Below are 19,570 nucleotides of genomic sequence, written 5' to 3'. Positions count from 1 at the left end.
AGCGGTCGACACCGTCTTCAAGGAGGAAGAACATGCCAGCACGACCGTCCGGCCCCGCCACCAGATGTCTCGCGGGACTCGTCACCCTCGCCCTGACGGGCGGCACCGCTGCCCTCGCCACCGCACCCGCCGGAGCCGTCGAGCCCGCCTCCCCGGCCGCCACGCAGCTGCAGACCGCCGACCTGCCGCCGCAGGAGCCCGGCGTCACCCTGCGCACCTACGACCTCCGCCAGAGCATCGAGCAGCTCTGCACCCTCAAGGACGGTCAGACGCCCAACGTCGACAAGCTCATGCCGACGATCGACTGGACCGAGGCGAGCCAGTTCGGGCTCGAGGACCACTTCCTCACCCACGTGGTGGGCAACGTCCACGCCCCCGAGGACGGCGAGTACACGTTCCGCCTCACCAGCGACGACGGCTCCCGGCTGTCGATCGGTGACGAGGTCGTCGTGGACAACGACGGCCTGCACGGCGAGGAGTCCGTGGACGGCACCGTCACGCTGACCGCCGGCGCGCACCCGCTGTTCGTCGAGTTCTTCGAGGACGCCTACGGCCAGGTCCTGCGGCTCGAGTGGATGCCGCCGGGCGCCAGCGAGTTCACCGTGGTGCCGCAGGAGGCGCTGAGCACCGAGGCCGGCGTCGTCCGCGTCACGGCCCCCGGCACCAAGTACTGCGAGGGCGCCGAGGACACCGCCGGCGACGGCCTGCCCCTGGACGCCGTGCACCCCGGCTACGACCTCACCGACCTGCGGCCCGAAGGCTTCGAGCCGATGGTCTCCGGCATGGACTGGACCGCCGACGGCGACCTCGTCGTCGCGACGTCCGGCTCCGTGAGCCCCGGCGGCTGGGTCGAGGACCCGGAGCCCGGCGAGCTGTTCGTGCTCGACCAGGTGACCGGCGAGACCAGCGCCGAGGAGGTCACCGCGACCAAGATCGCCACCGACCTGTTCAACCCCATGGGCGTCGCCGTCATCGACGACTCGATCTTCGTCACCGAGCGGGACGCGCTCACCGAGCTCACCGACCCGGACGGGGACGGGTTCTTCGACACCCGCTCGACCGTCGCGGAGTGGCCGTTCGGCGGCAACTTCCACGAGTTCGCGTTCGGGCTGCTGCACGACGAGGACCACTTCTACGTCAACCTCTCCGTGGCCATCAACAACGGTGGCGCCACGACCGACCCGCAGCCGGCGGAGAACCGCGGCACGAGCATCACGGTCGACCGCGAGACCGGCGAGATCGACTACGTGGCGGGCGGGCTCCGCACGCCGAACGGCATGGCGTTCGGCCCCGAGGACGAGCTGTTCGTCATGGACAACCAGGGCGCCTGGCTGCCCAGCTCCAAGCTGGTGCACGTCGAGCAGGACCGGTTCTTCAACCACTACACGAACCCGGCCGGCCCGTTCGACGACCAGCCCGTCACCCAGCCGGTGCTGTGGATCCCGCAGAACGAGATCGGCAACTCGCCCAGCGAGCCCGTGCAGCTCACCGAGGGCGAGTTCGCCGGCCAGCTCCTCTTCGGCGACGTCACCTACGGCGGCCTGCAGCGCGGGTTCCTCGAGAAGGTCGACGGCGAGTTCCAGGGCGCCGTGTTCCGGCACACCGCAGGGCTCGAGGCGGGCGTCAACCGCACCGTGATCGGGCCCGACGGCGCGGTCTACGTGGGCGGCATCGGCGAGGCCGGCAACTGGAGCGAGCCCAACAAGCTCCGCTACGGCCTGCAGAAGCTGACGCCGAACGGCCAGGAGTCGTTCGACATGCTCGAGATGCGCGTGCGCGACGGCGGCTTCGAGATCGAGTACAACCAGCCGCTCTCCGACGCGACGGCCGCGAAGATCGCCGAGGACGCCGCCCAGGCGTACCGCGTGGACCAGTGGCGCTACGTGCCCACCCAGCAGTACGGCGGGCCGAAGATCGACGAGGAGGTGCTGCACGTCAGCGACGCCACCGTCTCGGACGACCGCACCACCGTCAGCCTCACGGTCGACGGGCTCAAGCCGGGCCGGGTCGTGCACCTGCGCTCGCCGCGCCCGTTCAGCGACGCCGCGGACCGTGAGCTGTGGAACACGGAGGCCTGGTACACGCTCAACAGCCTGCCCGGCTACGAGGCCCCCGCCGACCGCGGCTACCACGAGGCCGAGGAGTCGGTGCTGCTCGGCTCCGCCGGGCTCACCAGCGAGCACAGCGGCTACTCGGGCTCCGGGTTCGTCGACGGCATCCAGTCGCCCGGCGCGGGTGTGAGCTTCACGGTGACGGCGGACGCGGCCGGCACGCAGCCGGTCAACCTGCGGTACGCCAACGGTCCGAACCCGTTCGAGGGCGACAAGTCGATCTCGGTGCTCGTCAACGGCACCGAGGTGGACCCCTGGGTGCTGCCGAGCACGGGCGACTGGAAGACGTGGGACTTCGCCACGCGCGACCTCGACCTGCGCGAGGGGGCCAACACGATCACGCTCCGGTACGACGAGGGTGACGACGGCAACGTCAACCTCGACGTCCTGTCCCTCGGCGGGTCGCCGGACCTGTGCGCACCGACCGAGCCCGACGACGGGTACACCGCCCTGTTCGACGGCACCCTCGCGAGCTTCGACGAGTGGCGGCTTGCCGGCGCCGGGTCGTTCGGGCGCCAGGACGACTGCACGCTGCGGACCGAGGGCGGCATGGGCCTCCTGTGGCACACCGACGAGCTGCAGGGGTCGTACAGCCTCCAGCTCGACTGGAAGCTGGTCAAGGACGACAACGGCGGCGTGTTCGTCGGGTTCCCCGACCCGGGCGACGACCCGTGGGTCGCCGTCGACCAGGGCTATGAGATCCAGATCGACGCCAGCGACGAGCCGGACCGCACCACCGGTGCGATCTACACCTTCCAGGGTGCGGACGAAGAGGCCCGCGACGCGGCCCTCAACCCCGTCCCGGAGTGGAACAGCTACGACATCCGCGTCGTGGGTGACACCATCCGGGTCTACCTCAACGGGGAGCTGGTGAACGACTTCACCAGCACGGACCCGGCACGGGACCTCTCCCAGGGGTTCCTCGGGATCCAGAATCACGGGGGCGGCGAGACGGTGTCCTACCGGGACATCCAGGTCAAGCCGCTCGGCGAGCTGGCCGTCACCGCCACGGCGGAGGTCCGCTGCGAGGCGGACGTCGCGGTGCTGGACGTGCACGCGTCGAACACCGAGACGGACGTGGCGGTGGATCTCACCATCGACACGGCGCTCGGGTCCCGCACGGTCGAGGGCGTCGAGCCGGGTGCCTCCGTGACGGAGTCGTTCGCGGCCGAGGCCGCCGAGCTCGCGGCCGGCGCCGCCCAGGTGACGGCGAACGGCGACAAGCGCACCCTCGAGCTCGAGGCGTCCTACGACGCCGCGGACTGCGCTGAGGGCCTGCCCGCCGAGATCCGGGCGAAGCTCGCTCCGCCGAAGGTCAAGGCCGGCAAGGACACCAAGGCGATGGTCTGGGTGTCCGGCGCGGAGGGTGACCCGGTCCCGACCGGCACCGTGCGCGTCACGCTCGGCGACGAGGTCGTCACCACCGAGATCGGCAAGGGCCCGGCCAAGGTGAAGATGCCGACGTCGGGGCTCTCCGCGGGGGTGCACACGGTGACCGTGGAGTACCTGGGTGACGCCGTCTACGGCGACACCAGCACGACGGCGGACCTCACGGTGCGCTGACCGCTCCGCATCACCGCGACCGGGCCTGCTCCCCTCCGTGGGGGCGGGCCCGTTCGCGTCGGGCCGTCAGGTGCCGACGACGCGCCGGCCCTCGAACGCGCGGCCGAGGGTGACCTCGTCCGCGTACTCCAGGTCGCCGCCGACGGGCAGCCCGGAGGCCAGGCGCGAGACGGTCAGCCCCATCGGTCCGATGAGCCGCGAGAGGTACGTGGCCGTGGCCTCGCCCTCGACGTTCGGGTCGGTGGCGATGATGACCTCGGTGACCGCGCCGTCGGCCAGCCGCGACATGAGCTCGGCGATGCGCAGGTCGTCCGGCCCGACGTTGTCCAGCGGGTTGATCGCGCCGCCGAGCACGTGGTACCTGCCGCGGAACTCGCGCGTGCGCTCGATGGCGACGACGTCCTTGGGCTCCTCGACCACGCAGATGGTCTCGTCGCTGCGCCGCGGGTCGGAGCAGATGCGGCACCGCTCGGACTCCGCGACGTTGCCGCAGACCTCGCAGAACTGCACGCGCAGCTTCACCTCGGTGAGGGCGTCGGTCAGCCGCCGCACGTCCGCGGCGTCCGCGGCGAGCAGGTGGAACGCGATCCGCTGCGCACTCTTGGGCCCGACGCCGGGAAGCCGGCCGAGCTCGTCGATCAGGTCCTGGACCGCTCCTTCGTACACACGCTCAGGGTACGGGCCGCACCCGACAACCCCCGCCCCACCCCGCCCTTCGTCGCGGGGGGGGGGGGGGGGGGGGGCGGGCCCCCCCCGGGGGGGGGGGGGCCCCCCCCCCCCCCCCCCCCCGAGGAGGGGTGGGCGGGATCAGACCCAACCCTTGGCCCGCGCCACCCGGACCGCCTCGTGCCGGTTGGTGACCCCGAGCTTCGCCACGGCCGAGGACAGATAGTTGCGCACCGTGCCCGGCGCCAGCGCGGCACGATCGGCGATCTCCTCCACCCGGGCCCCGTCGGCGGCGAGCTCCAGCACGTCGGCCTCCCGCGCCGTCAGCGGCGAGTCACCCGCGGCGATGGCGTCGGCCGCCAGCTCGGGATCGACGTACCGCCCGCCGGAAGCGACCTGCCGGATCGCGGCGGCCAGCACCGTGGCCGAGACCGTCTTGGGCAGGAACCCGCGCACCCCCGCACCGAGCGCCTTCTTCAGATGCCCGGGACGCCCGTGGCCGGTGACGATGACGATCCCGCAGTCCGGCACCTCCGTCCGCACCTGCTCGGCCACCTCGATCCCGTCCGCGCCCGGCATCTGCAGATCGAGCACCGCGACGTCCGGCCGAAGATGCCGGACGACGGCGACCGCCTCCGTCCCGGACGCCGCCACAGCGATCACGTCCAGGTCGTCCTCCAGGTCGAGGAGCTGGGCGACAGCGTCACGGATGAGGGTCTCGTCATCAGCGAGGACGATGCGGATCATGCGGCAGCTCCGGGTTGCGTCTGGACACGTGCCACCAGGGTGAACCGGTCACCCTGGGTCGACACGTCGAGGGTGCCGCCGACGGCGGCAAGTCGTTCGCGCAGGCCGGCCAGCCCCGTCCCACCAGGCTCGCCGCCGCTCACGGCACCAGGCTCGACGCCCACGACGCCGTCGTTGACGATGCGCAGCACGGTCGTGTCGCCGTCGACGTCGAGCTCGAGGCGGCACTCGGCGGCCTTCGAGTGCCGCACCACGTTCGTCACGGCCTCGCGCACCACCCAGGCCAGCGCATCCTGCTGGGTCGTGGCCAGCGGCGGCACCACGCCGATGACGCGGACGGCGATCCCGGCGGCCCGCAGGACCGATCGCGCCCCGGCCAGCTCGGTCGCCAGGTCGGTCGCGCGGTAACCGGCGACCACACCGCGCACCTCGCGCAACGACTCCTGGGCGAGGGTGCGCACCTCGTCCATCTCCTCGGCGGCACGCGGGTCGCCGCGGCGGGCCAGCGCGGCCGACAGGTCGCTCTTGACGGCGACGGCCGACAGGGCTCGCCCGACGACGTCGTGCATGTCACGCGAGATCCGCAGACGCTCCTCGGCGACGGCGAGCCGGCCGACCATCTCCCGCGACGCCTCCAGCTCGCGCACCACCTCGAGCACCCACATCGAGAGACGCACCGTGCTGGTCCAGAACATCGTCACCACGTACAGGAGCACCGCCACGACGACGGCGCTGGCGTCGAACGTGCCGTCCAGCAGTCGCCCGACCAGGATGATGACGGGCACCACGGTGCCTGCGATCGCCAGCCGCCGGAACGAGAAGCCGATGGCCAGCGCCCCGAAGGTCCCCGCCCCGCACGCGCCGATCATCAGGCTGCGCGCGTCCCAGCTGCCGGTCTCGGCCGCCCCGGGCAGCACCACCAGCGCGAGGCCGACGACGACGGCGGTCGCGGCGAGCAACGCCAGCACCACCGGGTGCAGCCGGTCACGCACCAGCGGCTGGTCGAACCCGACATGCACCGTCGCGAACGCCAGCCCGATATGGACCAGCGCCACGACCGCGAGCAGCCCCAGCGCGAGCGGCGACGGCAAGGGTTCACGACTCTGCGCCAGCGCACCGGCAGCATAGAGGTAGAAGAACCCCTCCATCGGCACGAACAGGTACAGGGTGATGCGCGTGTAGATCTCCACCCCGCGCGCACCACCCGCCAGCGACGCCGCCGGTCGGAACGACGCGGGGCGCAGGCTGGACGCGGACTGGCGGGAGCTCACGCCGTCAGCCTGCCACGTCCTGGCGCGGGAAGCGCTCAACGTCGCGGTGCCCAGCGCATCCATCGCCGTGCCGCCAGGACCCCGAGCGTCGTCCACCCGGCGAGCACCAGGACCGGGACGCCCGCCGCACCGAAGGTCTCCACGAACGACAGCGTCTGCCCGGAGGCGTCGGTCCCCGTCAGGCCCAGCCCCATCAGCTCGGTCACCGGCCGCAGCGGCGTGAAGCGCGCGACCGTGCCGATCGCGTCCGGGGTGGGGAACGTCCCCGCGAACGGCAGGATCAGCACGATCGCCGGCAGCGTGGTGAGCTGGACGGACTCCACGGTCCTCGAGAAACCCGCGGTCGCGGCCGCGAGCGCCCCCAGCACGACCGCACCACCCAGCGCGGCGACGAGCACCAGCACCGGGTTGGCCATGCGCGGCGGCTCGATCATGGCGGACACCGCCGCGTAGCCGAGCCCGAGCTGGACGAGGACGACGACGACGGCGGGCAGCGCGGGGGCGAGCAGCGCGTCGACGCGGGTGGTGGAGCCGGTCAGCAACCGCTGGAGCACGCGGTCCTCCCGGCGTGCGACGTACGCGGTCGTGAGGTTGTAGTAGACGACGAAGATCAGTGCGACGACGAGCAGCATCGTGAGCACGCCGGTCGCCACGGCCTGGCCGGAGGCGTCGTCGCCACCCACCCCGCCGAGCAGGGTGAACAGCCCGACGAAACCGACGGGGAGCAGCAGCGCGTTGGCGAGCGCCGCCCGGTTGCGGACCAGGAGCAGCGTCTCGGCGCGGGCCAGGGCCAGCAGCCGTCGGGTGCGTGACGCCGTCGGCAGGGTATTCGCCGTGCCTGCGGAAGCTGTCGTGCCGGTCATGCCGCCACCTCCTCGTCCGTGCCCTCGGCGAGCGAGAGGAACGCCTGCTCGAGGGACGCCGACCGGGCCTCCAGCTCCTCCAGGCGCAACCCGTTCTCGCGGGCCCAGGTCAGCACGATGTCCAGGTCCTCCTGCAGCTCGGAGGTTCGTAGCCGCACCCGGCCCCGGTCGACGTCGGCGCCCACCAGACCGGGCAGCGCCGGCAGGTCCGTCGCCTTGAGCCTCAGCAGTGCCCCCGGCCCGGCGCGCGGGACGAACTCGATCCGTGCAGGCTCCGCGGCGACCGCCTCGGCGACCGTCCCCTCACGCACCACCCGCCCGGCACGCATGATGGCGACACGGTCGGCGAGCTCCTCGGCCTCCTCGAGGTAGTGCGTGGTCAGCAGGACGGTGGCGCCGTCCTCGAGCAGCCCGCGCACCAGCCGCCACACCGCGCGGCGGCTCTCCGGGTCCAGGCCGGTGGTCGGCTCGTCCAGGACCAGCAGCTCCGGGCGGCCGAGGATCGCGAGCGCCAGGTCGAGCCGCCGTCGTTCACCGCCGGAGAGGCTCCCCACCCGCACGTCGGCGCGGGAGGTCAGCGCCAGGTCGGCCAGCACCTCGTCGACCGGGCGCGGCCGGGCGAGGGTCCCCGCCCACATGCGCATCGTCTCGACGGTCGTCAGGTCGGACGAGAATCCCGCCTCCTGGAGCATCACGCCGAGACCGCCGACGATCTGCGAACGCTCGCGGTACGGGTCGTGACCCAGCACGCGGACCTGCCCGGCGTCGGCGGGAGCCAGGCCCTCGACGAGCTCGACCAGCGAGGTCTTGCCGGCACCGTTGGTGCCGAGCAGGGCAAGAAGCTCGCCGCGCCGGACGTCCAGGTCGACGCCGCGCACGGCCTCGAACGGGCCGTACCGGCGGCGCGCCCCCCGCAGGGAGACGATCGGTTCGTAGGTCATGCCACGATCTTGTCCCGCGGACGACGCCGCAGGCAGTGCCTACGATCACCGGTCGCCGTGCGGTTCCCACGGCCCACCCGTGACATCTGTCAGGTCGTGCCCGACGGCGCTGGCCCGGCGCGCGTCCGGCGCGGGCGCGGTCCGGCTCAGGGTGTGGCGCCCAGCCCGGTGGCGCGCAGCAGGGCCGTCGAGCCGAACGACACGTTCTGGTCGACGGCCAGCTCGACCCAGCGTCCCTCGCCGTCGCCACCGAACGTCAGCCGTGCATCGAGGGCGAAGGGGGTGCCACGCCACAGGAGGCGGCACGTCAGCTCGTGCGGAGTCGTCCAGGCGGCGGCGCCCGCGACAGGCAGGTCCTCGCCGTCGATCCGGGCACGGCTCAGCACCCAGTGCCTGACGCCGCAGCGCACCACCTGGCGCTCGTCGCTGCCCTCGAGGGTCCAGCCGAGCTCGATCTCGTCACCCTTGCGGTCGATGCCGACGCTGTGCCAGCGCAGGATCGAGCGGCTGTGCCGGGCGGGCGCTCCCGGCTCCGGGCCGTCCGGCATGTCCGGTGCGCCGCCGTCGTGCCCCTCGAGCGTGAAGGTCGAGCCGCGCACGAAGTCCTCGAGCGACCCGTGCGACGTGCCGTGGGGCAGCGCGACGGTGAGGTCCCGGGGAGGGAAGGAGCCGCCGTCGGCCGGAGCCGTTGCGCCCGACGTGGCACCGCCGACGGCTCCCATCGCGTCGAGGGCCGCCCCGAGCTCGAGGTGTGTCGCCTGGGCGCCCGCGGTGAGGACCACGACCATGTCGCGTTCCGGCGACACCACGCAGAACTGCCCGAAGGCACCGTCGGCACGGTAGGCGTCACCGCGACAGCGCCAGAACTGGTAGCCGTAGCCCTGCGCCCACTCGGCGTTCTCGTCAGGGCCGGTGGGCACCTGGGTGGCGGTCATCTCGTCCACCCAGGCGGCCGGGACGAGCTGCTCGCCGCCCCAGGTGCCGCGCTGCAGCAACAGCTGGCCGAACACCGCGAGCTCCTCGGTGGTGAGGCGCAGACCGTAGCCACCGACGTCGATGCCCCGCGGGCACTGCTCCCAGGTGGCGCCCGTGATGCCCAGCGGGGCGAGCAGACGCGGCGTGAGGTAGTCGAGGAGCCGCTCGCCCGTGAGCCGGTGCAGGATCGCGGAGAGCAGGTAGGTGGCGCCCGTGTTGTAGACGAAGCGCGTCCCGGGCTCGTGGACGACCGGCGCCGCCAGGATCGCCTGCGCCCAGCTCGACCCGGGGACGTGCAGGTTCGTCAGGGTGAAGTTCATCGTGTCGGTGCCGTGACCGGACGTCATCGTCAGCAGGTCACGGACGGTCATGGCGGACAGGTGGGCGCTCGGCTCGGCGGGGGCGTCGTCGGGCAGCAGGTCGATCACGCGGTCGTCGGTGCGCAGCAGACCCTCCGCCGCCGCGAGGCCGACGGCGGTGGCCGTGAAGGACTTCGACACCGAGAACATGGTGTGCGTCTCGTCGGGTGCGTAGGGGTGCCACCATGCCTCGGCGACCACCGAGCCGTGGCGGAGCACCATGAGGCTGTGGACGTCGCGGAGGCCGTCGAGCGTCGCGACGAGGCGTTCGAGGACGGCCTGGTCCACCCCGTGCGACTCCGGGGTGGCGCGGGGAAGGCGGGCGGGGGCGGTCGGTGTCGTCGTCGGCACGGGGCCAGTCTGCCGCACCGTCCCGCCGGGGTCCTCACGGCTGGTCGGCGACCTCCTCCAGGATCGTGCCGTCCAGCACCTTCACGACGAGCGGCACCCCGAGCAGCCCTGTGGAGGCGATGTCGGGGTCGTCGTCCGAGGCGTCGTCGTAGCCGCCCCCGGACGGGCGCGCCCGCTCCGACTGCTCCCGTTCTCGGGACGCGGCCGCGGCCTGCTCGGCCGCCTGGCGGGGCGTCTGCGCAGCGGCCGACGGCGCGGCGGTCGACGGCGCGGCGGTCGACGGCGCGGCGGTCGACGGCGCGGTGGCCGACGGCGCGGTGGCCGACGGCGCGGTGGCCGACGGCGCGGTGGCCGACGCACCGTCCGAGGGCGACGACGACCCGGCGAGCCAGGCCGCGTCGGCGGCATCGGCGGCCGACTGAGCCGACTGGGCCGACTGGCCTGCCGGCTCAGAGGCCGAGGCCGCTGAGGGAGGCGTGTCGTCGACGCGCGCGACGGACACTCCGCCGCGCGGCGATCCTGCCGGCGCGACAGCGGCTCCTCGGGGCCCGCCGTCCGGGGCCGCGTCGGGCACGCTCGGGCTCGGCGGGGTCGGCTGTTCGGTCGGTCCGGGCGCGCCGACGGTCGCCTCGAGGCGTACCTGCACCCCGAGGGTCTGGAAGACGGCATCGACCACCGCGTCGACGTGCCGCGGCTGCGCGGAGAACGTGCGAGCCATGCCCTCCGCGTCGAAGGCGATCCGCAGCACTCCCCCGGACAGCGAGGCCACCTGGGCGTTGGGGCCCACGAGGGCGCGGGTGACCGGGCTGGACAGGTTCGCGACCACCTCGTCCCAGCGTCGCCGCACCAGCTCGGCCGTCACCTCGGAAGATCCGGAGGACGGCTCGGTCGCCGCCGCAGGAGTGTGCACCGGTGCGGGGCCGGACGCCGGCTCCACGGAGGGCTCGGCGGCCGGCGGTTCGGACGGGAGCGCAGCCTCCGGTTCGTCGGCGACGGGCTCGGTGGGCGCCGGAGGACCGGGTGCGACCTCCGCCGCGCGCTCAGGCTCCGGCTCACGCACAGCCTCGGGCTCGCTCTGGGGATCAGAGACAGGCTCACGGTCGATCCCCTGCTCGCGATCGGTGTCGAACGCGGGCTCGGGCTCGGACTCGCGCTGCGGGTCGGACGCAGGCTCGGTGGCGGACGCCGCGGACACGCTCTCGGGGCTCGAGCCCACGTCCCGGGCGACGGGTCGTCGGCTCTGCTGCAGGGCAGCTCGCGCGGCCGCCGCGCCGGACAGCCCTGCCGTGCTCCCGGCCCCCGTGCCGCCGCCCTGGCCGTCCGCGGCGGGCGCCGCCGTCGGCGCCGGTTCTGCACCCGGGCCGGGCCGGTCGCCGGCAGCGGCGGGCATGCCGGCCGGTGCCGCGGCGATGGCGCCTCGCTCCAGCCGGTCGATGCGCGCGGCGAGTCCGTCGGCACCGTCGTCGGCGCCGGGCAGCAGCAGGCGGGCGCACAGCAGCTCGAGGTGCAGGCGTGGCGAGGTGGCGCCGGTCATCTCGGTGAGGGCGGAGTTGACCAGGTCGGCCGCGCGGGACAGCTCGGCGAGCCCGAGGTGGGTCGCCTGCTCGGTCATGCGCTCGAGCTGGTCCGAGGGCAGGTCGCGCAGCACCGCGCCCGCGGCGTCCCCGGAGACGGCGATGACGACGAGGTCGCGCAGCCGTTCGAGGACGTCCTCGACGAACCGGCGCGGCTCGTGCCCGGTGGCGATGATCTGGTCGACCACCCGGAAGATCGAGGCGCCGTCGCGCGCCGCGAGGGCGTCCACGACGTCGTCCAGCAGGGTGGCGTGCGTGAACCCGAGGAGGCCGACGGCGGTGTCGTACTCGACCGAGCCGCCCGTCGCCCCGGCGATGAGCTGGTCCATGACGGACAGCGAGTCACGTACGGAGCCGCCGCCGGCGCGCGTCACGAGCGGCACGACCCCCGCGCCGATCTCGACGCCCTCGGCGGCGCACAGCTCGTCGAGGTACGGGCCCAGGACGTCCGGGGGCACGAGCCGGAACGGGTAGTGGTGGGTGCGTGACCGGATGGTGCCGATGACCTTGTCGGGCTCCGTCGTCGCGAACACGAACTTGATGTGCGGCGGCGGCTCCTCGACGATCTTCAGCAGCGCGTTGAAGCCCTGCTGGGTGACCATGTGGGCCTCGTCGAGGATGAAGATCTTGTACCGGTCGCGCGCGGGGGCGAACGTGGCGCGCTCACGCAGGTCACGCGCGTCGTCCACGCCGTTGTGCGAGGCCGCGTCGATCTCGACGACGTCGAGCGACCCGGAGCCGCCGCGTGCCAGCTCGACGCACGACGGGCACTCGCCGCAGGGCGTGTCGAGCGGCTTCTCCGGGGTGTTGCGGGCGCAGTTGAGCGTGCGCGCGAGGATGCGTGCCGAGGTCGTCTTGCCGCAGCCTCGCGGCCCGGAGAAGAGGTAGGCGTGGTTGACGCGCCCGCTGCGCAACGCCTGCATGAGCGGCGCGGTGACGTGCTCCTGGCCGATCACCTCGGCGAAGGTCTCGGGCCGGTAGCGGCGGTACAGAGCGGTGGACACGCACGCAACGATAGACGCCGGGGCTGACAGGGACACCTCCCGGTCCGTCACGTCTCGCCACGCACAATGTTAGTGACTAACATAGGACCCGTGACCGTCCCCACCCCCCGGGCGCTGCGCACCCGGGAACGCATCCTCGCCGCGGCCCTCGACCTGTTCGAGCGCGAGGGGTACGACACGACCACCGTCGCCCGGATCGCCACGGCCGCCGGCGTCACGCAGATGACGTTCTTCCGGCACTTCCCCACCAAGGACTCCGTCCTCGTCTCCGACCCCTACGACCCGCTCATCGCCCGGGCGGTCGCTGCCCAGCCGCGCGGGCTCGCCCCCGTCGAGCGTGTCCGCCGCGGCATGCTCGCCGCGCTCGGCACGATCGAGCCGGTCGAGGACGCCACGGCCACGCGCCGCGTCCGGCTGGTCGCCGCGCACCCGTCCCTGCGCGCCGCCATGGTCGCCGCCACCGCCGACACCGAGCGCGCGATCGCCGACGCCCTCGTGGCCGACGGCGTGCCCCGCCTCGACGCCGCCGTCGCCGCAGCAGCCTGCCTGGCCGCCTGCACGGCGGCGCTGCTCGCGATGCCGGGGCTGCCCGACGGCGAGACCCGCCTCGGCGTCGTGGTCACCCGCGCGCTCGACCTCCTCGGCGAGACGTCGTGAGAGCGCTGGCCCTGCACGGCCTGCGGCACCGGTTCGGCGACCGCGCGGCCCTCGACGACCTGTCCCTCGACGTGGCTGCCGGGGAGGTCGTCGCGATGGTCGGCCTCAACGGCGCGGGCAAGACGACGGCGCTGCGCATCCTGACCGGCCGGGTCCACCCGCAGCAGGGCACCGCCCACGTGCTCGGTGCGGATCCCGCCACGCTGGGCACGACGGCGGCACGACGGTTCGGCCACGTCGTCGGGGCCGCGCTGGTCTCACCCGACCTCACGGTGACCGAGAACGTGCGGACCGCCGCGCTGCTGCACGGTGTGGCGCGAGCCGACGTCCCGGCCGCGAGCGCCGCCGTCGTGCACCGCCTGGACCTCGACGCGTGGGCGGGCGCGCGGGCCCGCACGCTGTCCGCCGGCAACGCCCAGCGGCTGGGGATCGCCTGCGCGGTGGTCCACGGACCGTCGGCGCTGGTGCTCGACGAGCCGACCTCCGCGCTCGACCCGCGCGGCGTGGTGCTCGTGCGCGAGCTGGTCCGCTCCCTGGCCGACGGCGGCGCCGCCGTGCTGGTCTCGAGCCACCACCTGGACGAGGTGGCGCGCGTGGCCGACCGCGTCGTCGTCGTGCACGGCGGACGGGACGTCGGCGAGCTCGCGCCCGGGCCCGAGATGGAGCAGCGGTTCTTCGCGCGGGTGCTCGAGGCGGACGCGGGCCGGTCCGGGAGCGCGGCGTGACCGGGCTGGGCACCGCGCTGCGGGTGGAGGCCCTGGCCTGGCGACGATCGACGGTGCAGCGGATCGCGACTCCCCTGGTCCTGGTGCTGCTGCCGCTGGCGAGCGTCGGCACGACGGCGCTAGCCAGGTCGGGGGCGGTGGACGGCGCAGGAGCGGCCAAACTTGCCGACTACGCGCACGGCCCGCTCGCCGTCACGCACCTGACGGTCGCCGGGCAGGTGCTGGCCGTGGGGCTGCTCATGGCCGCAGGGTTCGCGTACGCGGCGGTGTTCGGCCAGCCGCTCGCCGACGGGCGCGCGGGCTCGCTGTTCGGGCTCGCGACGCAGCGGTCCACCATCGCGCAGGCGCGGTGCCTCGTGGTGCTCGGCTGGGCGGCGGGGTGTGCGCTGGCGGCGGTGTCGCTGACCGTCGTGGCTTCCACAGCGGTGGTGACGGTGGGCGGCGAGACGTTCACGGACGAGGCCTGGGCGACCGCCGGGCAGGCGCTGCTGGTCGGGCTGCTCGCGGCCTGCCTGGCTCCCCCGTTCGCCGCGGTGGCGACCGCGACCCGGAGCCCGCTGGCCACGGTGGGCACGCTGATCGGCGTCGTGGCCCTGACCCAGGTGGTGGTGCTGGTGGGCGGCGGGGCATGGTTCCCCTACGCGGTGCCGTCGCTGTGGACGGGCATGGGCGGCGTGCAGGTGGCGGCGTCGGTCACCCCCGCGGCGCTCGGGCTGACCGCGGCCGTCGCGCCGGCGGCGATCGCCGTCGTCGTGCGCCAGTGGCGGCGGCTGACCGACGTGTGACGGGAGTTGACGCAGCCCTGGGCTCCCTCTAGGTTTGTACCGTTTCAATCCCAGGAGGACCGATGACGATCCACCTCGCGGGCGACTCCACCGTCGCCCCCACCGACCACGGCGCCACCTCGGGCCATCCGGAGGTCCCGCTGCTCGGCTGGGGCGACGAGCTCGCGCGGTTCGTGCACGACGACGTCCGCAACCTCGCGATCGGCGGCGCCACCACGCAGTCGTTCCGCGACGAGGGCCACTGGGACCGTGTCGTCGAGGCGGTGCGCGCCGACGACACCGTGGTCATCCAGTTCGGCCACAACGACCAGAAGGACCCCACCGAGCTCGCCGCCGAGGGCGGGTACCGCCGTCGGCTCACCGACTTCGTGACCGAGGCGCGTGACGCCGGAGCCAGCCCCGTGCTGGCCACGAGCGTCGAGCGCCGCTGGTTCGCCGACGACGGCACGTTGCGCTGGTCGCACGGCCCCTACCCCGCCGCCGTCCGCGCGCTGGGCAGGGAGCTGGACGTGCCGGTGATCGACCTGACCGTCTTCACCCGCTGGCTGTACACCTGGCTCGGGCCGGAGGCGTCGGCCGCGCTGTTCCCGCACGGGGCGGCCGTCGAGGCCGGCCTGCGTGTGGACGACGCGCTGGCCACGGACAACACGCACTTCACCACCGCCGGCGCCCGCTACGTGGCGCAGTACGTCGCCGAGGCGCTCGTCGCGATCGACGGTGTGCACGACGCCGCCGAGCCGATGGGCGCAGCGATCATGGCGGCACAGCAGGGCTGACGGCGCTGCACCGCGCCCGCCACCCTGGCGTCCACCTCACTCCCGCGGGCGCAGCCTGACGGTCGGCATGGGCGGAGCGGGCAGCGCCGGCGGTTGCCCCGGAGGAAACGGACCGAACAGGTCCGGCGCTCCCGCGTCCCGCGGGTCGGCGGGCTCGAACCCGAGCTCCGCCTGGTAGCGACGGCGGAACTCGGCGATCTCGTCGTGGTCGCGCCCGACGAAGTTCCACCACATCACGATCTGCTCGCCCAGCGGCACACCCCCGAGGAGGATCACCCGGGCACCCGTGGCTCCCGCCGTGACGGCCAGCGAGTCCGCCCCCGGCGGCAGGTACGCCAGCGAACGATGCCCCACGGTGGTCGAGCCGACCACGACGTCCGCGTCCTCGGCGAGCACCGCGTGCTCGAAGTCCGCTCGGACGCCCAACCGCACGGAGGCGCCGGGCGCGAGGACCAGCTCGGCGCCGAGCAGGTCGGCCGTGCGCGTGTCGACCGGCGACACCGAACCCAGGAGCTCTCCGACGAACACGCGGGCGGTCACCCCGGGCAGCTCGACAGGCTCCGGCGTGTGGCGCACGAACGCGTTCTCGCCGAACCGCGTCGCCTCGGGCAGCGCGTACCAGAGCTGCACGCCGTGCAGGGATCGAGTGCCCGGCGAGCTGATCTCCTGGTGGGTGACCCCCCGACCCGCGATCATCAGGTTGAGCGATCCCGGGACGACCGACGCCGCGTTCCCGCCGGAGTCGAGATGCTCGACGCCCCCCGTGAACAGCCAGGACACCGTCGCCAGGCCGGTGTGCGGGTGCCGTGGCACCAGCATGCCGCCGGTCTCCGCGACGTCGTCGGGGCCGTAGTGGTCCAGGAAGCACCAGGCTCCGACCAACGAACGCTTCCGCTGGGGCAGCGTGCGGTAGACGCTCATGGCGCGCGGTCCCCCGAGCGCCACCGGGCGCGGTTCCAGGACCTCGACGGCGACGGACTGCCGACCGGGCTCGAGGAGCTCCACCTCGGGGCGGCTGTCGAGGTTGGTCATCGGACCAGCCTTCCTTCGTGGTCGCGTGGGCGCACCGGGTGCCCGCTGAGGATGGAGATCCGGTTGAACGCGTTGATGGCGACGGCCACCCACTCGGCGGCCGCGAACGTCGCGTCACCGAGGACCTCCCGGGCGGCGGACAGCTCGGCGGCGGTCCTGTCGTCGAGCGGGAGGACCGTCGCGGCCTCGGCCACCGCGAGCACCGCCCGTTCCCGGTCCCCGAACACACCTGCATCTCGCCAGCCCGGCAGCACGTCCAGCTGCTGCTGCGGGACTCCCGCCTGCCTCGCCTCTCGCCCGTGGAGGTCCATGCAGAAGGTGCAACCGTTGAGCTGGGACGATCGCACCTTGATCAGCTCGGACTCCTGCGCGAGGAGCCCGCGCTGCTTCGCGGCGTCGCGCGTCGCCACCGAGAAGGCGACCAGGGCGTGCCACGATTCCGGCACGGCCTTGTCGAGGAACGGGCCCACGCCGGCTCTAGGCACGGTCGGCACGGGCGGGGCCGGCGGCGGCACGTGGGGCGGACGTCTCGACGATCTCATGCATGAGGTGAGTCAAGACCGTGTTCCCGGCACAGGGTCAAGCGCTCCGGCGAACCGGACGCCGTCGACGAACTGCTCAACCGATCAGGCACGCTGTAGTATCGACTCCTTGGTCAGCAGGTCGACACGAGGTGGGCAGCCGGATGGCGGAGGTGCGAAAGACGCGCAACGCGGAGCGCACGCGGCGCGCCGTCCTCGACGCGGCGACCGCCGTGATCCTCGAGAAGGGCTCCGCGGTGACGCTGGCCCAGGTCGCGTCCGCGGCAGGCGTGTCCAAGAGCGGCCTCATCCATCACTTCGGCAACCGGGACCAGCTCGTCGTCGCCGTGGTCGAGGACGTCTACGAGCAGTTCCGCGCGACGGTGCTCGAGCACCTCGACCTGTCGGAGAACTACCCCGGCAAGGTGCTGCGCGCCTATGTCCGCGCGCTCAGCGCGGGGAGCGCCGAGGCCACCGCCGTCCGTGACCTCTCCTCGGCCGTGAGCTGGAACGGCCTCTACGCCATCCCCTCGGTCGCGTCGCTCGTCAACGAGCAGAACGCGGAATGGAGCAGGCAGTTCGCCGCGGACGGGCTCAGCGCCGAACGCATCCAGATCGTGCGACGGGCCGCCGAGGGGATCGCCGCGGCAGCCGTGATTGGCGACGAGGACGCGCAGAGCATCGCGGCCGCCACCCGCTTGCTGCTCGAGCTCGCGTCCGACGGCACGTTCCGCTCGCCCCTCTGAGGCCCTCCCCCCTCCGCCCGCACCCCGGTGCGGCGCCTGGCGACCGTGAACCCATCGGCAGGTCCTGACACCTGCGCACCTGGCGCGCTCTGGCGCGCCCTTGCGCTCGTCGACGGACGAACGCACCTCTGACGACCCCGTACCCCTCGCCTTACCGATCGATCGGTCTATGAGGTCGACCACATGGTCTTGCTAACCGACCTTTTGGTCTGTACGTTGACGGCTCATCGACCACACAGCTGACGAGGAGCCGCATCATGACCGCGCCATCAGCCCAGGCACCCGCCCGGGCCACCTCCCGGACCTGGTTCGGCCTCGCCGTCCTGGTCCTCCCACTGCTGCTGATCACCATCGACGGGACGGTCCTCGTCCTGGGCCTGCCGTCGATCTCCGCCGAGCTGAGCCCGACGGGTGTCCAGCAGCTCTGGATGATCGACATCTACTCGCTCGTCCTGGCCGGCCTGCTCGTGGCCATGGCCGCCATCGGCGATCGCTTCGGGCGCCGACGGAACCTGCTCATCGGCGCGGTCGTCTTCGCGATCGCCTCGGCGGCCGGTGCGCTGGCCACCGAGCCGTGGATGCTCATCGCCGCTCGCGCACTCCTCGGAGTGGGCGGAGCGATCATGATGCCGTCGACGCTGTCGCTGGTCCGCAACATGTTCCTCGACCGGCAGCAGCGCCGCTACGCGATGGCCGTCTGGGCCGCGATGGCCTCCGTGGGCGCCGCGGTCGGGCCCATCATCGGCGGCTGGGTCATCGAGACCTTCGGCTGGCGGGCGGCCTTCACGATGAACATCCCCGTCATGGTGATCCTTCTGATCCTCGGGCCGCTGCTCCTGCCGGAGAGCCGCAACCCTCAGCTCCAGAAGATCGACGTCTTCAGCATCGTCCTCTCGCTCGTCGGGATGCTCTTCGTGGTGTACGCCATCAAGACGCTCACCGGCGGCGAGGACATCGCCCTGGGAGTCGTCGTGCTCCTCGTCGGCCTGGCGGCGGTCGCCCTGTTCATCCGCAGGCAGCTGCGACTGGCCACCCCGCTCCTGCAGGTCAGGCTCTTCAGGGTGCGCTACTTCCGCGGAGCCGTGATCGCCGACCTCCTGGCGATCTTCGCGATGGTCGGCGCGCTGGTCGCGCTCGTCCAGCACCTCCAGCTCGTCCTCGGGCTCACCCCGCTGCAGTCCTCGCTCTGGCTCATGCCCCAGGCGATCCTCGCCGCGGGCGCGAGCTTCGCCGCCGCGATCATGGTCAAGCGCGTCCTGCCGGCCTACGTCATCTCCGCGGGACTCGTGATCGCGGCGCTCGGGTTCGGGCTGACCCTCTTCCTGACGCCGACCTCGAGCCCCGCTCTCGTCGCGGCCTCGCTCGGGCTCGTCTCGCTCGGAGCCGGCATGGCGCTGGCCCTGAGCAACGACATCATCATGAGCTCCGTCCAGCCCGAACGCGCCGGGCAGGCCGCCGCGACCTCGGAGACCGCGTACGAGCTCGGCACGACGCTCGGCACCGCCGTGCTGGGCGGGGTGCTCGTCTCCTGGTACACCCGGACCGTCATGGACGGGACCGCTGCCCTCGACCTGTCGTCGTCCGTCGCCGAGCGGGCGTCCTCGACGATGGCAGAGGCCCTGCTGGTCGCCGGGGAGGTCGGTGGCAGCACCGGCGCGGCGATCCTCGAGATCGCCCGGTCGGCGTTCACCGAGGCGATCACGGTCACCGGCATCGCCGGTGGCGTGGTGATGGTGCTGGCCGCGGTCTGGGCGCTGGTGACGCTTCGCGGCGCATCGGCGCACGAGGACCTCGCGTCCGAGCACAAGGAGGAGGTCCGGTAAGACCGTCGGACGACGCGGGGGCCCCCCCCGGTGAACCCCCCGGGGCCCCCGGCCGTCACGCCCCCCGCCCCCCCCCCCAC

16 protein-coding genes are annotated in these 19,570 nt (G+C 73.3%); 7 read left to right on the top strand and 9 right to left on the bottom strand.

The genetic code is table 11. The annotated features are described in order from the left end of the window. The first annotated feature begins 32 nt into the window (after positions 1–32). On the top strand, positions 33–3,674 hold the full coding sequence (locus tag ACH5HR_RS14550) for a 3-keto-alpha-glucoside-1,2-lyase-like domain-containing protein (RefSeq protein ID WP_416478510.1): 3,642 nt from the start codon (positions 33–35) through the stop codon (positions 3,672–3,674). Positions 3,675–3,740: 66 nt separating this feature from the next. Here the strand turns inward: ACH5HR_RS14550 and recR are convergent, their stop codons facing one another. From recR to ACH5HR_RS14515, 7 genes are all read right to left on the bottom strand, one after another. Then, positions 3,741–4,340: a recombination mediator RecR gene (gene recR, locus ACH5HR_RS14545; protein WP_402376798.1), complete on the bottom strand. Its 600-nt coding sequence runs from the start codon at positions 4,338–4,340 to the stop codon at positions 3,741–3,743. Between the two features lie 141 nt (positions 4,341–4,481). Next, the gene (locus tag ACH5HR_RS14540; RefSeq protein WP_416478508.1) at positions 4,482–5,087 is read right to left on the bottom strand and encodes a response regulator transcription factor; all 606 of its coding nucleotides are present in this window, start codon (positions 5,085–5,087) and stop codon (positions 4,482–4,484) included. Then, positions 5,084–6,358 carry a sensor histidine kinase gene (locus ACH5HR_RS14535; protein ID WP_416478507.1) on the bottom strand — a complete coding sequence of 425 codons (1,275 nt, stop codon included), beginning with the start codon at positions 6,356–6,358 and terminating at the stop codon, positions 5,084–5,086. Before ACH5HR_RS14535 ends, ACH5HR_RS14540 begins: the two co-directional genes overlap by 4 nt. A gap of 35 nt (positions 6,359–6,393) precedes the next feature. After that, a complete protein-coding gene (locus ACH5HR_RS14530) occupies positions 6,394–7,221 on the bottom strand; it encodes an ABC transporter permease (protein WP_416478505.1) in 828 nt (275 codons plus the stop codon). Next, on the bottom strand, positions 7,218–8,162 hold the full coding sequence (locus ACH5HR_RS14525; RefSeq protein WP_416478503.1) for an ABC transporter ATP-binding protein: 945 nt from the start codon (positions 8,160–8,162) through the stop codon (positions 7,218–7,220). Before ACH5HR_RS14525 ends, ACH5HR_RS14530 begins: the two co-directional genes overlap by 4 nt. Positions 8,163–8,308: 146 nt before the next feature. Beyond that, positions 8,309–9,847 carry a serine hydrolase domain-containing protein gene (locus ACH5HR_RS14520; protein WP_416478502.1) on the bottom strand — a complete coding sequence of 513 codons (1,539 nt, stop codon included), beginning with the start codon at positions 9,845–9,847 and terminating at the stop codon, positions 8,309–8,311. A gap of 34 nt (positions 9,848–9,881) precedes the next feature. Further along, positions 9,882–12,425, bottom strand: coding sequence for a DNA polymerase III subunit gamma and tau (locus tag ACH5HR_RS14515; protein ID WP_416478500.1), 2,544 nt, complete (start codon positions 12,423–12,425; stop codon positions 9,882–9,884). A gap of 90 nt (positions 12,426–12,515) precedes the next feature. Between ACH5HR_RS14515 and ACH5HR_RS14510 the strand changes: the two genes are divergently transcribed. The 4 genes from ACH5HR_RS14510 to ACH5HR_RS14495 all read left to right on the top strand — a co-directional run bounded on the left by ACH5HR_RS14510 (position 12,516) and on the right by ACH5HR_RS14495 (position 15,368). After that, positions 12,516–13,082 carry a TetR/AcrR family transcriptional regulator gene (locus ACH5HR_RS14510; RefSeq protein WP_416478498.1) on the top strand — a complete coding sequence of 189 codons (567 nt, stop codon included), beginning with the start codon at positions 12,516–12,518 and terminating at the stop codon, positions 13,080–13,082. Further along, positions 13,079–13,807, top strand: a complete 729-nt coding sequence (locus ACH5HR_RS14505; RefSeq protein ID WP_416478496.1) for an ABC transporter ATP-binding protein — start codon at positions 13,079–13,081, stop codon at positions 13,805–13,807. Before ACH5HR_RS14510 ends, ACH5HR_RS14505 begins: the two co-directional genes overlap by 4 nt. Further along, positions 13,804–14,592 (top strand): hypothetical protein, encoded by a 789-nt coding sequence (locus ACH5HR_RS14500; RefSeq protein ID WP_402376820.1) that lies wholly within the window; start codon positions 13,804–13,806, stop codon positions 14,590–14,592. Before ACH5HR_RS14505 ends, ACH5HR_RS14500 begins: the two co-directional genes overlap by 4 nt. Positions 14,593–14,654: 62 nt before the next feature. After that, entirely contained in the window at positions 14,655–15,368 is a 714-nt protein-coding gene (locus tag ACH5HR_RS14495) for a rhamnogalacturonan acetylesterase (RefSeq protein WP_402376823.1), read from the top strand. Between the two features lie 36 nt (positions 15,369–15,404). Here the strand turns inward: ACH5HR_RS14495 and ACH5HR_RS14490 are convergent, their stop codons facing one another. Next, complete coding sequence (locus tag ACH5HR_RS14490) at positions 15,405–16,400, bottom strand: pirin family protein (protein ID WP_416478494.1); 996 nt, start codon at positions 16,398–16,400, stop codon at positions 15,405–15,407. Then, complete coding sequence (locus ACH5HR_RS14485) at positions 16,397–16,885, bottom strand: carboxymuconolactone decarboxylase family protein (protein WP_416478492.1); 489 nt, start codon at positions 16,883–16,885, stop codon at positions 16,397–16,399. The genes ACH5HR_RS14490 and ACH5HR_RS14485 overlap by 4 nt, the downstream gene beginning before the upstream one ends. Before the next feature lie 200 nt (positions 16,886–17,085). Between ACH5HR_RS14485 and ACH5HR_RS14480 the strand changes: the two genes are divergently transcribed. Continuing rightward, positions 17,086–17,667 (top strand): TetR/AcrR family transcriptional regulator, encoded by a 582-nt coding sequence (locus tag ACH5HR_RS14480; RefSeq protein WP_416478490.1) that lies wholly within the window; start codon positions 17,086–17,088, stop codon positions 17,665–17,667. 257 nt (positions 17,668–17,924) lie between these two features. After that, the gene (locus ACH5HR_RS14475) at positions 17,925–19,490 is read left to right on the top strand and encodes an MFS transporter (RefSeq protein WP_416478489.1); all 1,566 of its coding nucleotides are present in this window, start codon (positions 17,925–17,927) and stop codon (positions 19,488–19,490) included. Positions 19,491–19,570 lie beyond the last annotated feature (80 nt).

Origin of the sequence: Isoptericola maris (assembly GCF_048065335.1) — a bacterium.
Taxonomy (GTDB): Bacteria; Actinomycetota; Actinomycetes; order Actinomycetales; family Cellulomonadaceae; genus Isoptericola; species Isoptericola rhizosphaerae.
The sequence above is the reverse complement of the archived record's forward strand: the minus strand, read 5'-3'. Positions and strand labels throughout refer to the sequence as shown.

Coding starts and splice junctions, on each gene's coding strand:
- ACH5HR_RS14550 (WP_416478510.1), top strand. CDS start 33: ATGCCAGCACGACCGTCCGGCCCCGCCACCAGATGTCTCGCGGGACTC.
- ACH5HR_RS14540 (WP_416478508.1), bottom strand. CDS start 5,087: ATGATCCGCATCGTCCTCGCTGATGACGAGACCCTCATCCGTGACGCT.
- ACH5HR_RS14530 (WP_416478505.1), bottom strand. CDS start 7,221: ATGACCGGCACGACAGCTTCCGCAGGCACGGCGAATACCCTGCCGACG.
- ACH5HR_RS14525 (WP_416478503.1), bottom strand. CDS start 8,162: ATGACCTACGAACCGATCGTCTCCCTGCGGGGGGCGCGCCGCCGGTAC.
- ACH5HR_RS14495 (WP_402376823.1), top strand. CDS start 14,655: ATGACGATCCACCTCGCGGGCGACTCCACCGTCGCCCCCACCGACCAC.
- ACH5HR_RS14490 (WP_416478494.1), bottom strand. CDS start 16,400: ATGACCAACCTCGACAGCCGCCCCGAGGTGGAGCTCCTCGAGCCCGGT.
- ACH5HR_RS14480 (WP_416478490.1), top strand. CDS start 17,086: ATGGCGGAGGTGCGAAAGACGCGCAACGCGGAGCGCACGCGGCGCGCC.
- ACH5HR_RS14475 (WP_416478489.1), top strand. CDS start 17,925: ATGACCGCGCCATCAGCCCAGGCACCCGCCCGGGCCACCTCCCGGACC.